The sequence below is a fragment of the Hydrogenophaga flava NBRC 102514 genome (genome assembly GCF_001571145.1).
Classification (GTDB): Bacteria; Pseudomonadota; Gammaproteobacteria; order Burkholderiales; family Burkholderiaceae_C; genus Hydrogenophaga; species Hydrogenophaga flava.
In genome coordinates this window covers 1-13,137 of record NZ_BCTF01000037.1, presented here as the reverse complement: position 1 = coordinate 13,137, position 13,137 = coordinate 1, and the positions used below count along the sequence as shown (strand labels likewise).

The window sequence follows — 13,137 nt, the reverse complement described above, 5'->3', positions numbered from 1 at the left end:
TCAGGTCAGAACGAGACCTTGACCGGCTGGCGCTCGGCCTCGCTGGTGGTCGAGGCCAGCATGGACTGGGTCTGGAAGTTGAACAGGCGCGCGATGATCAGGGTCGGGAACTGCGCCGCCGCGTCGTTGAACTCCAGCACATGGTCGTTGTAGGCCTGCCGGGCGAAGCCGATGCGGTTCTCGGTGCTGGCCAGTTCCTCGCTGAGCTCGCGCATGGTCTGGTCGGCCTTTAGTTCGGGGTAGGCCTCGGCCACGGCCATCAGTCGCCCGAGCGCACCACCGAGCACCTGCTCCGCCCCGGCCAGCGCGCCGATGGCGCCTGCGTTCAGGGGGCTCGCCGCGGCCGACTGCTCGGCGCTGCGGGCCTGGTTGCGGGCCGCGATCACGGCCTCCAGCGTCTGCGCTTCGTGGGCCAGGTACTTGCGCGCGACCTCGACCAGGTTGGGAATCAGGTCGTAGCGGCGCTTGAGCTGCACGTCGATCTGCCCGAAGGCATTGGCGATCGCGTTCTTCAGACGGGTCAGGCGGTTGAAGGCCCCGATGGCCCAGAACACTACCAGCAGAGCGACGGCCAGCAGGATCCATGACACAGGCGACATCTCTAACGCTCCTTCTTGGGGCGCCGGGACCACCCCGGCGGGCGTGCGCAATATAGCCCAAGCCTCTGTCCACCGCGGTGTGGAGTGCCCATGAAAAACGCCCCCGGCCTGACGGCCGGGGGCGTTGAAGGATCGGACGGCTGTTCCGTCCTGGCGCCGGCTTATTCCGACGCTTCGCCGGACCCGGCCGCCTCGGCCTGGTCAGCGGCCAGCGACAGCGCGTCGGCCTCGGCGATGGCACGGCGCTCTTCGTCGTCCATCTTTTCCTTGACCTTGCGGGCTTCGTGATAAGCCATGCCGGTGCCCGCGGGGATCAGGCGACCGACGATGACGTTTTCCTTCAGGCCGCGCAGCTCGTCCTTCTTGCCCATGATCGCGGCTTCGGTGAGCACGCGGGTCGTTTCCTGGAAGGAAGCGGCCGAGATGAACGAGTCGGTCGACAGCGAGGCCTTGGTGATGCCCAGCAGCACGTTGGAGTAGGTCGCGGGGATCTTGCCTTCGGCGCGCAGGGCGTCGTTGGTGTTGAGGATCTCCGAACGCTCGACCTGCTCGCCGGCGATGTAGGACGAATCGCCCACGGCGTCGACGACCACGCGGCGCAGCATCTGGCGAACGATCACCTCGATGTGCTTATCGTTGATCTTCACGCCCTGCAGACGGTAGACGTCCTGCACCTCGTCGACGATGTAGCGCGACAGCTCTTCGATGCCCAGCAGGCGCAGGATGTCCTGCGGATCGGCCGGGCCGTCCACCACGCTCTCGCCCTTGTTGACCACCTGGCCTTCGTGCACCAGGATGTTCTTTTCCTTGGGGATGAGCTCGTCCCAGACCTTGCCTTCCGGATCGGTGATCTGCAGGCGGACCTTGCCCTTGGTTTCCTTGCCGAACGACACCGTGCCGGTCATCTCGGCCAGCATGCCCTTGTCCTTGGGCGAGCGGGCTTCGAACAGCTCGGCCACCCGCGGCAGACCGCCGGTGATGTCGCGCGTCTTCTGGCCTTCGACCGGGATGCGGGCCAGCACGTGGCCGGGGCCAACGTCCTGACCGTCGCGCACTTCCAGCAGCGCGCCGATCTGGAAGCCCACCGTCACCGAGTGGTCGGTGCCGGGGATCTTCACTTCCTGGCCCTGCGCGTCGAGCAGCTTGACCAGCGGACGCACCACCTTGGCAGAGCCGCGGTGCTTCGGATCGATCACCACCAGCGAGGACAGACCGGTCACGTCGTTGACCTGCTTGGCCACCGTCAGGCCCTCTTCCACGTTCTCGAACTTCACCTGACCGGCGAATTCCGTGATGATGGGTCGGGTCAGCGGGTCCCAGTTGGCCAGAATGGCGCCGGCCTTGATCTGCTGATCGGCCTTGACCGACAGCGTGGCGCCGTAGGGCACCTTGTGGCGCTCGCGCTCACGACCGTGTTCGTCGTGGATGATGATTTCGCCGGAACGCGCAATCACCACCAGCTCGCCCTTGGTGTTGGTCACGTAGCGCATCGTGGCGTTGAAGCCGATCACGCCCGAAGACTTGGCTTCCACGCTGGAGGCCACGGCCGCACGCGACGCTGCACCACCGATGTGGAAGGTGCGCATGGTCAGCTGCGTGCCGGGTTCGCCAATCGACTGGGCGGCGATCACGCCGACCGCTTCGCCGATGTTCACCAGACCGCCACGGCCCAGGTCGCGGCCATAGCACTTGGCGCAGATGCCGAAGCGGGTCTCGCAGGTCAGGGCCGTGCGGACCTTCACTTCGTCCACACCCGCGGCCTCGAGGTCGTCGAGCATGTCTTCGTCCAGCAGCACGCCGGCAGCGATCAGCACCTTGCGGGTCTCGGGGTGGATCACTTCCTCGGCCGTGGTGCGGCCCAGGATTCGGTCGCGCAGCGACTCGATCACTTCACCGCCCTCGACGATGGCGCGCATCAGCGTGCCATTGGTCGTGCCGCAGTCTTCCTGGTTCACCACCAGATCCTGCGTCACGTCCACCAGACGGCGGGTCAGGTAACCGGAGTTCGCGGTCTTCAGCGCCGTGTCGGCCAGACCCTTACGGGCGCCGTGGGTGGAGATGAAGTACTGCAGCACGTTCAGACCTTCACGGAAGTTCGCCGTGATGGGGGTCTCGATGATGGAGCCGTCCGGCTTGGCCATCAGGCCGCGCATGCCGGCCAGCTGGCGGATCTGGGCCGCGGAACCGCGGGCGCCGGAGTCGGCCATCATGTAGATCGAGTTGAACGATTCCTGGTCGACTTCCTTGCCCGACGCGTCGATGGTCTTCTGCTTGGCCAGCTGGGCCATCATGACCTTGGAGATCTCGTCACCGGCCTTGCCCCAGATGTCCACCACCTTGTTGTAGCGCTCGCCAGCGGTCACCAGACCCGAGGCGTACTGCTGGGCGATTTCCTTCACCTCGGCTTCGGCGCGTTCGATCACACCGGCCTTCTCCTTGGGCACCAGCATGTCGTCCACGCAGATCGAGATGCCGGCGCGGGTGGCCAGGCGGAAACCGTTCTGCAGCAGCTTGTCGGCGAAGACCACGGTCTCCTTCAGACCGCACTTGCGGAAGGAGGCGTTGATCAGCTTGGAGATTTCCTTCTTCTTCAGCGCCTTGTTCAGCACCTCGAAGGCCAGACCCTTGGGCAGGATTTCCGACAGCAGGGCACGGCCCACGGTCGTGTCCACCAGCTTGGTGGAGGGCACGAATTCGCCGGTTTCCTTGTTCTTGGTCCACTCGGTCAGGCGCACGCTGATCTTGGCGGTGATTTCGACCACGCCGTTGTCCAGTGCGCGCTGCAGCTCCGGCAGGTCGGCGAAGATCATGCCTTCGCCCTTGCCGTTGATGCGCTCGCGGGTCGCGTAGTACAGACCCAGCACCACGTCCTGCGAGGGCACGATGGAGGGTTCGCCGTTGGCCGGGAACAGCACGTTGTTGGAGGCCAGCATCAGCGTGCGGGCTTCCAGCTGGGCTTCCACCGACAGCGGCACGTGAACGGCCATCTGGTCACCGTCGAAGTCGGCGTTGAAGGCCGCGCAGACGAGCGGGTGCAGCTGGATGGCCTTGCCTTCGATCAGGATGGGCTCGAACGCCTGAATGCCCAGACGGTGCAGCGTGGGCGCACGGTTCAGCAGAACCGGGTGCTCCTTGATGACCTCTTCCAGGATGTCCCACACCACCGGCGTGCCAGATTCGACTTCCTTCTTCGCCGCCTTGATGGTGGTGGCGATGCCCATGGCTTCCAGGCGCGAGAAGATGAAGGGCTTGAACAGCTCCAGGGCCATCAGCTTGGGCAGACCGCACTGGTGCAGCTTGAGCGTTGGGCCCACGGTGATGACGGAACGGCCTGAGTAGTCGACGCGCTTGCCCAGCAAGTTCTGGCGGAAGCGGCCGCTCTTGCCCTTGATCATGTCGGCCAGCGACTTCAGGGCGCGCTTGTTGGCGCCCGTCATGGCCTTGCCACGGCGGCCGTTGTCCAGCAGCGAGTCCACGGCTTCCTGCAGCATGCGCTTCTCGTTGCGCGCGATGATTTCAGGGGCCTTCAGCTCCAGCAGACGGCGCAGACGGCTGTTGCGGTTGATGACGCGGCGGTACAGGTCGTTCAGGTCGGAGGTCGCGAAGCGGCCGCCGTCCAGCGGCACCAGCGGACGCAGGTCCGGCGGCAGCACAGGCAGCACGTCCAGCACCATCCACTCGGGCTTGATGCCGGACTTCTTGAAGGCTTCCAGCACCTTCAGGCGCTTGGCGTTCTTCTTGATCTTCAGCTCGGAGCCGGTCAGGTCGTTGCGCAGCTTCTCGATCTCGATGTCGAGGTCGATGGCCTGCAGCAGTTCCTTGATGCCTTCAGCGCCCATCTTGGCGATGAACTCGTCGCCGTATTCCTTGCGCTTGGCGTCGTAGTCGTCCTCCGACATGATCGCGAACTTCTTCAGCGGCGTCATGCCCGGATCGACGATCACATAGGCTTCGAAGTACAGCACGCGCTCGATGTCGCGCAGCGTCATGTCCAGGATCAGGCCCAGACGCGAAGGCAGCGACTTCAGGAACCAGATGTGGGCACAGGGCGCGGCCAGGTCGATGTGACCCATGCGCTCGCGGCGCACCTTGGTCTGCGTGACTTCAACGCCGCACTTCTCGCAGATCACGCCGCGGTGCTTCAGGCGCTTGTACTTGCCGCACAGGCACTCGTAGTCCTTGATGGGGCCGAAGATCTTGGCGCAGAACAGACCGTCGCGCTCGGGTTTGAACGTGCGGTAGTTGATGGTCTCGGGCTTCTTGACTTCACCGAAGGACCAGGAGCGGATTTTTTCCGGCGAGGCCAGACCGATGCGGATCGCATCGAAATGTTCGTCGGGCGTGAACTGCTTGAACAGGTCGAGCAAGGATTTCATGAATTGCTTTCCTTTTCTTCAGTGAATCAGGAGCGGTCCAGCTCGATGTCGATACCGAGCGAACGGATTTCCTTGACCAGCACGTTGAACGACTCGGGCATGCCCGCGTCGATCGAGTGCTCGCCTTTGACGATGGACTCGTACACCTTGGTGCGGCCCTGCACGTCGTCGGACTTGACGGTGAGCATTTCCTGCAGGATGTACGAAGCACCGTAGGCTTCCAGCGCCCACACTTCCATCTCGCCGAAACGCTGGCCACCGAGCTGGGCCTTGCCGCCCAACGGCTGCTGGGTGACCAGGGAGTACGGGCCGGTGGAACGGGCGTGCATCTTGTCGTCGACCAGGTGGTGCAGCTTGAGGTAGTGCATGTAGCCCACGGTGGTCTTGCGCTCGAAGGCTTCGCCGGTGCGGCCGTCGTAGAGCTGCGCCTGGGTGCGGGTCTCGGTCAGGCCCTTGGCCTTGGCGATGTCATCCGGGTAGGCCAGCTTGAGCATGTCCATGATTTCCTTCTCGGACGCGCCGTCGAACACGGGCGAGGCGAACGGGACGCCGTTGGTCAGCTCCTGCGCCATCACGCGCATCTCGTCGTCGGACAGCTGGGAGAGGTCTTCCTTGCGGCCGGTGACGTTGTAGATCTGCTCCAGGAAACCGCGCACTTCCGACATCGCGGCTTCGCGCTGCAGCATGTCGCCGATGCGCTGGCCAAGGCCCTTGCCGGCCCAGCCCAGGTGGACTTCCAGCACCTGACCGATGTTCATGCGCGAAGGCACGCCCAGCGGGTTCAGCACGATGTCGACCGGTGTGCCGTCGGCCAGGTGGGGCATGTCTTCCACCGGGGTGATCTTGGAGACCACACCCTTGTTGCCGTGGCGGCCGGCCATCTTGTCGCCAGGCTGCAGGCGGCGCTTGACGGCCAGGTACACCTTGACCATCTTGAGCACGCCCGCGGGCAGCTCGTCACCCTGGGTGAGCTTCTTGCGCTTCTCTTCGAAGGCCAGGTCGAAGCTGTGGCGGGTCTGCTCCATGGAGTTCTTGATCGACTCCAGTTGGGCGGCCACGTCGTCTTCCGCCGGGCGGATGTCGAACCAGTGGTACTTCTCGACCTCGTCCAGATAGGCCTTGTCGATCTTCGTGCCCTTGGCCAGCTTCTTCGGGCCGCCGTTGGCGACCTTGCCGGTCAGCAGCTTTTCGATACGGTCGAAGGCGTCGGCCTCGACGATGCGCAGCTGGTCGTTCAGGTCCAGACGGAAGCGCTTGAGCTCATCGTCGATGATCTGCTGGGCGCGCTTGTCGCGCTGGATGCCTTCGCGGGTGAAGACCTGCACATCGATCACGGTGCCCTGCGAGCCCTGGTCCACACGCAGCGAGGTGTCCTTCACGTCAGACGCCTTCTCGCCGAAGATGGCGCGCAGCAGCTTCTCTTCCGGCGTCAGCGTGGTCTCGCCCTTGGGCGTGACCTTGCCGACCAGCACGTCGCCAGGCTGCACTTCGGCGCCCACGTAGATGATGCCGGAGTCGTCCAGGCGGTTGAGCTGCTGCTCGGCCAGGTTCGGGATGTCGCGGGTAATTTCTTCGGCGCCCAGCTTGGTGTCGCGCGCCATCACCACCAGCTCCTCGATGTGGATGCTGGTGTAGCGGTCATCGGCCACCACGCGCTCGCTGATCAGGATCGAGTCCTCGAAGTTGTAGCCGTTCCAGGGCATGAAGGCGATCAGCATGTTCTGGCCGATCGAGATCTCGCCCAGATCGGTCGATGCGCCATCGGCGATCACGTCACCCTTGGCCAGCTTGTCGCCTTTCTTGACGATGGGGCGCTGGTGGATGTTGGTGTTCTGGTTGGAACGCTGGTACTTGATCAGGTTGTAGATGTCCACACCGACTTCACCGGCCACGGCCTCGTCGTCGTTGACACGGATCACGATGCGGGTGGCGTCGACGTAGTCGACCACGCCACCGCGGCGCGAGGTCACCACAGTGCCGGAGTCGATCGCGGCCACGCGCTCGATGCCAGTGCCGACCAGCGGCTTTTCCGGACGCAGCGTGGGCACGGCCTGGCGCGACATGTTGGCGCCCATCAGTGCGCGGTTGGCGTCGTCGTGCTCCAGGAAGGGCACCAGCGAAGCAGCCACCGAGACGATCTGCGCGGGCGACACGTCCATGTACTGGATGGTGTCGGCCGGGGTCAGGATGGATTCACCCTTCTCGCGGGCAGAGATCAGGTCACCGGTCAGGCGGCCTTCTGCGTCCAGCGTCGCGTTCGCCTGGGCGATGACGTACTTGCCTTCTTCGATGGCCGACAGGTAGTCGATCTGGTTCGTGACCTTGCCGTCCACCACGCGGCGGTACGGGGTTTCGATGAACCCGTACTCGTTCAGGCGGGCGTATAGGGCCAGCGAGTTGATCAGGCCGATGTTCGGGCCTTCCGGCGTTTCGATCGGGCAGACGCGGCCGTAGTGGGTCACGTGCACGTCGCGCACCTCAAAGCCGGCGCGTTCGCGGGTCAGACCGCCCGGGCCCAGGGCCGATACGCGGCGCTTGTGGGTGATCTCGGCCAGCGGGTTGGTCTGGTCCATGAACTGCGACAGCTGGGATGCACCGAAGAACTCCTTGAGCGCCGCGGAAATCGGCTTGGAGTTGATCAGGTCGTGCGGCATCAGCGGCTCTTGCTCGGCCTGGCCCAGACGCTCCTTCACGGCCTTCTCGATGCGGGCCAGGCCGGTGCGGTACTGGTTCTCGGCCAGCTCGCCCACGCAGCGCACGCGGCGGTTGCCCAGGTGGTCGATGTCGTCGACTTCACCGCGGCCGTTGCGCAGATCCACGAGGATCTTGACCACGGCCAGGATGTCGTCGTTGGACAGCACCATCGGGCCGGTGGCCTCGTCGCGGCCCACGCGGGCGTTGAACTTCATGCGGCCCACGCGCGACAGGTCGTAGGTGTCCGGGTTGTAGAACAGGCGATGGAACAGGGCCTGCACAGCGTCTTCGGTCGGCGGCTCGCCGGGGCGCATCATGCGGTAGATGGCCACGCGGGCAGCGAACTCGTCGACGGTTTCGTCGGTGCGCAGGGTCTGGCTGATGTAGGCGCCCTGGTCCAGCTCGTTGGTGTAGATGCAAGGCAGTTCCTGCACACCGGCCGAGCGCAGCTTCTTCAGCAGGGCTTCGGTCAGCTCGTCGTTGGCCTTGGCGATGATTTCGCCGGTGTCCGGATCGACGATGTTCTTGGCCACCACGCGGCCGATCAGGAAGTCTTCCGGCACGCTGATGTGCGTGGTGCCCGACTGCTCCAGCTCACGGGTGTGGCGCGCGGTGATCCGCTTGTCCTTGGCCACCACCACCTTGCCCGACTTGTCGGTGATGTCGAAGCGGGCCACCTCGCCGCGCAGACGCTCGGACACGAAGGCCATCTGGGCGCCGCTGTCCATCAGGCGGAAGTGGTCGTTGACGAAGAAGTTCGCCAGGATGGTTTCCGGCGTCAGGCCGATGGCCTTGAGCAGGATGGTGACCGGCATCTTGCGGCGGCGGTCGACGCGGAAGAACAGGACGTCCTTTGGGTCGAACTCGAAGTCCAGCCAGGAGCCGCGGTAGGGAATGATGCGGGCCGAGAACAGCAGCTTGCCCGAGCTGTGCGTCTTGCCCTTGTCGTGTTCGAAGAACACACCCGGCGAGCGGTGCAGCTGCGACACGATGACACGCTCTGTGCCGTTGATGATGAAGGAGCCCTTGTCGGTCATCAGGGGCACTTCACCCATGTAGACCTCTTGCTCCTTCACTTCCTTGACCACTTTGGACTGTGCGGTCGAAGACTCGCGGTCGTAGATGATCAGCTGCACGCGCGCGCGCACGGCAGAGGCGAAGGTCAGACCGCGGGTCTGGCACTCGCGCACGTCGAACGCTGGCTTGGCCAGGTTGTATTCGACGAACTTCATCTCGACAAAACCGTTGTGCGAGACGATGGGGAAGGCGGCTTCGAAGGCGGCCTGCAGGCCTTCAGCGGTGCGCTTCTTGGGCGCGGTATCGGCCTGCAGGAACGCGGTATAGGCGTCCTTCTGCATCTGCAGCAGGTAGGGAATCGCGAGCACATTCTCGCGGCTGCCAAAGCTCTTGCGGATGCGCTTGCGTTCGGTGTAGGAATATTTCGATGCGGATGCCATGAGATCTCCGGGCTTGAGGTCTGCGGCGACTGATCAGCCAAACCGTCGCTCTCAAGGCGGCGGGTGACGGGCTTGGCGGCAGGCCACTACCTGCCGTTGGCGGACGACCTGCGCATTGCACGCAGGTCCGGACCAAGTGGTCTTCTGCAGTCGGGGTCAGAAGACACGGATAAGAAGACTCTGCGAATCTGCTTATCGGTGTTCTGAAAGCACCAAAGGCTGGAGGCCCTTTCGAGCACTCCAGCCCCTGACCAGAACCGAATTACTTGAGTTCGGCCTTGGCGCCGGCTTCCACCAGCTTCTTGACGGCGGCTTCGGCGTCGGCCTTGGCAACGCCTTCCTTGACGTTCTTCGGAGCGCCGTCGACCAGGTCCTTGGCTTCCTTCAGACCCAGACCGGTGATTTCGCGCACGGCCTTGATGACGGACACCTTGTTGGCACCGGCTTCGGTCAGCACGACGTTGAACTCGGTCTTCTCTTCAGCGGCTGCAGCGGCAGCACCGCCGCCACCGGCGGCCGGAGCAGCCATGGCCGCGGCGGACACGCCGAACTTCTCTTCAATGGCCTTGACCAGGTCATTGAGTTCCATGACGGTCATGCTGTCCAGCGCCGTCAGAAATGCGTCTTTATCGAATGCCATTTTGATTTCCTAACAATTGGTTAAACGAACTGGCTGCGCCTTCAGGCGGCAGCAGCTTCTTCGGCTGCCGGAGCGGCAGCGCCTTCGCCTTTTTTGGCCGCCAGAGCGCCCAGCACCACGGCGGTGCGGGAGATCGGGGACATCAGCAAGCCACACAGCTGGGCCAGCAGCACTTCCTTGGAAGGGATGCTTGCGAGCTGCTTCACGCCGTTTTGATCCAGGACTTTGCCACCGTAAACGCCACCGCGAATGACCAGCTTGTCGTTGGTCTTCGCGAAATCGGCCACCACCTTGGCGGCGGCCACAGCGTCTTCGGAGAAGCCGTAGATCAGCGGACCGGTCATCTGGTCGCCGGCCACTTCGAACGGGCTTCCGGCCACAGCGCGGCGAGCCAGCGTGTTCTTCAGAACACTCAGGCTGACACCGTTGCTGCGTGCCTTCACGCGCAGTTGGTCCATGGCAGCGACCGTGATGCCGCGGTATTCCGCCATCACGAGCGTTTGAGCTTTTGCGGCGAGGCTGGTCACTTCGGAAATGACCGCTTCTTTCTCACTGCGATTCAGACTCAAGGTCTACTCCTTCAATGTGCTTGGGGCTTGCGCCCGTCCACACGCTTCATTGCAGCGACCAACTGTTGAGGGACACGGGTTCCATCTGCAGCGGGATCGCCATCTGCGCTGGCTTTCTTCGATTAAGTCGCCAGATCCGGGGATCCGTTGACACCAGCGGTCTTGGATGGCCCCACCTGCTGACCTTGCGGCCGGCGGGCGGGCCCACCACACCCGGTACGCCGAGGCGCCCCGGGGATCTCTTGCGATTACGCCGAGATGGACTGGGTGTCCACGCGGACGCCCACACCCATGGTCGACGACACCGCCACCTTGCGCAGGTACACACCCTTGCTGGTGGCCGGCTTGGCCTTGTTCAGCGCGTCGATAAGAGCAGCCAGGTTGCCCTGCAGCTTGTCGGCGTCGAACGAGCGGCGGCCGATCGTGCCGTGCACGATACCAGCCTTGTCAACGCGGAACTGCACCTGACCAGCTTTGGCGTTGCGCACAGCCTGGGCCACGTCGGGCGTCACGGTGCCGACCTTGGGGTTGGGCATCAGGCCACGGGGACCCAGCACCTGACCCAAGGTACCGACCACACGCATCGCATCGGGGGAGGCGATCACGACGTCGAAGTCCATCTTGCCGGACTTGACCTCGGCAGCCAGATCGTCCATGCCGACGATGTCGGCGCCAGCGGCCTTGGCTTCTTCGGCCTTGGCACCCTGGGCGAACACGGCCACGCGCTTGGTCTTGCCGGTGCCATTGGGCATCACGACGGCACCGCGCACCACCTGGTCCGACTTCTTGGCGTCCACGCCGAGCTGGATGGCCACGTCGATGGACTCGTCGAACTTGGCATTGGCGCATTCCTTGACGATCGCCAGGGCGTCGGTCAGGGCATACAGCTTGTTGCTGTCGACTTTGCCTTCAAAGGCTTTTTGCTTCTTGGTCAGCTTGGCCATGTCACACACCCTCCACGATCACGCCCATCGAACGGGCAGAACCAGCGATGGTCTTGACGGCTGCGTCGATGTCGGCAGCGGTCATGTCCTTCATCTTGGTCTTGGCGATTTCTTCCAGCTGAGCGCGGGTGATCTTGCCGACCTTCTGCTTGTTGGGCACCGGAGAACCCTTGTCCAGCTTGATGGCCTTCTTGATGAGGGTCGTCGCCGGGGGGGTCTTGATGATGAAGGTGAAGCTCTTGTCCGCGAAGGCGGTGATCACCACCGGCAGCGGCAGACCGGGCTCGACGCCCTGGGTCTGGGCGTTGAACGCCTTGCAGAACTCCATGATGTTCAGACCACGCTGACCCAGCGCCGGACCGATCGGGGGGGAGGGGTTGGCCTTACCAGCTGGCACTTGCAGCTTGATGAAGCCGACGATTTTCTTCGCCATGTTTTAGCTCCTGCGAGTACAGGCGGCTGCCATCAAGACAACCTCCTCGCGGTTGAAACCCGGAAAGGACGAAAGCCGCAGGCGCCGGGTGGAACCGTCTGCGACCGAGAGATTCAGGTCTTCTCGACCTGGCTGAATTCGAGCTCGACTGGCGTGGCACGACCGAAAATGGTCACCGACACGCGCAGCTTGTTCTTTTCGTAGTTGACCTCTTCGACCGTGCCATTGAAGTCGGTGAACGGGCCTTCCTTGACGCGCACGTATTCGCCCACCACGAACTCCACCTTGTGGCGAGGTTTGTCGGTGCCTTCCTGCATCTGGCTGACGATCTTCTGCACGTCCTCTTCGGAAATCGGTGCGGGCCGGTTCTTGGCACCACCGACAAAGCCTGTGACCTTGTTGGTGTGCTTGACCAGGTGCCAAGTCTCGTCGTCCATCACCATTTCCACCAGGACGTAGCCGGGGAAGAACTTGCGCTCAGTGGTGCGCTTCTGGCCGTTTTTGACCTCGACCACCTCTTCGGTCGGGACCAGGATGCGGCCAAACTTGCTCTGCATGCCTTCGCGGTTGATGCGCTCGACGATGCTGCGCTCAGCGGCTTTTTCCATGCCGGAATAGGCATGCACCACATACCAGCGCATGCCTTCCGTCGGCGTCCCCAGCAGACTGTTGTTTTCGCTCATTATTTTCTCCACCCCAGAATCAAGTCGTAGAACAGCCACTCCAGGGTCTTGTCGGTCAGCCAGAGGAAAAGCGCCATCACCACAACGAAGGCGAACACATAGGCCGTCATCTGGATCGCTTCTTTGCGGGCCGGCCACACCACCTTCTTGGTTTCACGCCAGGAATCGCGCCCGAAGGCCACCAGCTGCTTGCCGGACTCGGACACACCGAACACCGCAACCGCAGCCAGAACGCCAACGATCAGGGCACCCCATTGCGCAATAGCGCCTTGCGCGGACAACAGGTAGAACGCGACAAATGCACCCAGAAGCAAGGCGACGGCAACCGCCAGCTTGGCCTTGTCGGCACCTGTGTTGACGGTTTGTACTTCGGAAGTGGCCATGAGATACCAGAAGATGCTTGACTTGTGGGCGAGGCCAGAACCCGAAAGCCCCAGACACGCAAGCCCACCAGAAGTCCGGAGGACTTCGGCGGGCCTGATGACACTCAACAGACAGGGTTCAAAACCCTGAACGACTCACTGGTCCTGTTGGGTGGCAGGGGCAGAGGGAATCGAACCCCCAACCTTCGGTTTTGGAGACCGACGCTCTGCCAATTGAGCTATACCCCTACTTGGCTGAAATCCTGACTAGCAGGAAGGTTAGTTAGGCAATGATTTTTGCCACGACGCCGGCGCCGACGGTGCGGCCGCCTTCGCGAATGGCAAAGCGCAGACCTTCTTCCATGGCGATCGGGGCGATT

At 63.4% G+C, this 13,137-nt stretch carries 10 protein-coding genes and 1 tRNA gene; all 11 read right to left on the bottom strand.

The features are described from left to right. Positions 1–5: 5 nt before the first annotated feature. Positions 6–599, bottom strand: coding sequence for a LemA family protein (locus HFL01S_RS22885; protein WP_066263225.1), 594 nt, complete (start codon positions 597–599; stop codon positions 6–8). A 161-nt stretch (positions 600–760) separates the two neighbouring features. Next, positions 761–4,975 (bottom strand): DNA-directed RNA polymerase subunit beta', encoded by a 4,215-nt coding sequence (gene rpoC / locus HFL01S_RS22880; protein ID WP_066263223.1) that lies wholly within the window; start codon positions 4,973–4,975, stop codon positions 761–763. A 26-nt stretch (positions 4,976–5,001) separates the two neighbouring features. Further along, on the bottom strand, positions 5,002–9,126 hold the full coding sequence (rpoB, locus tag HFL01S_RS22875; RefSeq protein ID WP_066263221.1) for a DNA-directed RNA polymerase subunit beta: 4,125 nt from the start codon (positions 9,124–9,126) through the stop codon (positions 5,002–5,004). 262 nt (positions 9,127–9,388) lie between these two features. After that, positions 9,389–9,766 (bottom strand): 50S ribosomal protein L7/L12, encoded by a 378-nt coding sequence (gene rplL, locus HFL01S_RS22870; protein WP_066160529.1) that lies wholly within the window; start codon positions 9,764–9,766, stop codon positions 9,389–9,391. Between the two features lie 41 nt (positions 9,767–9,807). Further along, positions 9,808–10,335 carry a 50S ribosomal protein L10 gene (gene rplJ, locus HFL01S_RS22865; RefSeq protein ID WP_066263219.1) on the bottom strand — a complete coding sequence of 176 codons (528 nt, stop codon included), beginning with the start codon at positions 10,333–10,335 and terminating at the stop codon, positions 9,808–9,810. 248 nt (positions 10,336–10,583) lie between these two features. Next, entirely contained in the window at positions 10,584–11,279 is a 696-nt protein-coding gene (gene rplA / locus HFL01S_RS22860; RefSeq protein WP_066160536.1) for a 50S ribosomal protein L1, read from the bottom strand. Between the two features lies 1 nt (position 11,280). Continuing rightward, positions 11,281–11,712: a 50S ribosomal protein L11 gene (gene rplK, locus HFL01S_RS22855; protein WP_066160539.1), complete on the bottom strand. Its 432-nt coding sequence runs from the start codon at positions 11,710–11,712 to the stop codon at positions 11,281–11,283. Between the two features lie 113 nt (positions 11,713–11,825). Further along, positions 11,826–12,395 (bottom strand): transcription termination/antitermination protein NusG, encoded by a 570-nt coding sequence (gene nusG, locus HFL01S_RS22850; RefSeq protein ID WP_066263216.1) that lies wholly within the window; start codon positions 12,393–12,395, stop codon positions 11,826–11,828. Then, positions 12,395–12,778 carry a preprotein translocase subunit SecE gene (gene secE, locus HFL01S_RS22845; protein WP_066160545.1) on the bottom strand — a complete coding sequence of 128 codons (384 nt, stop codon included), beginning with the start codon at positions 12,776–12,778 and terminating at the stop codon, positions 12,395–12,397. Before secE ends, nusG begins: the two co-directional genes overlap by 1 nt. Before the next feature lie 152 nt (positions 12,779–12,930). After that, positions 12,931–13,006, bottom strand: a tRNA-Trp gene (locus HFL01S_RS22840). Positions 13,007–13,040: 34 nt separating this feature from the next. Next, positions 13,041–13,137 (bottom strand): EF-Tu C-terminal domain-related protein (locus HFL01S_RS24905; protein WP_084383521.1); only part of this gene is annotated, 97 nt, incomplete at its 5' end.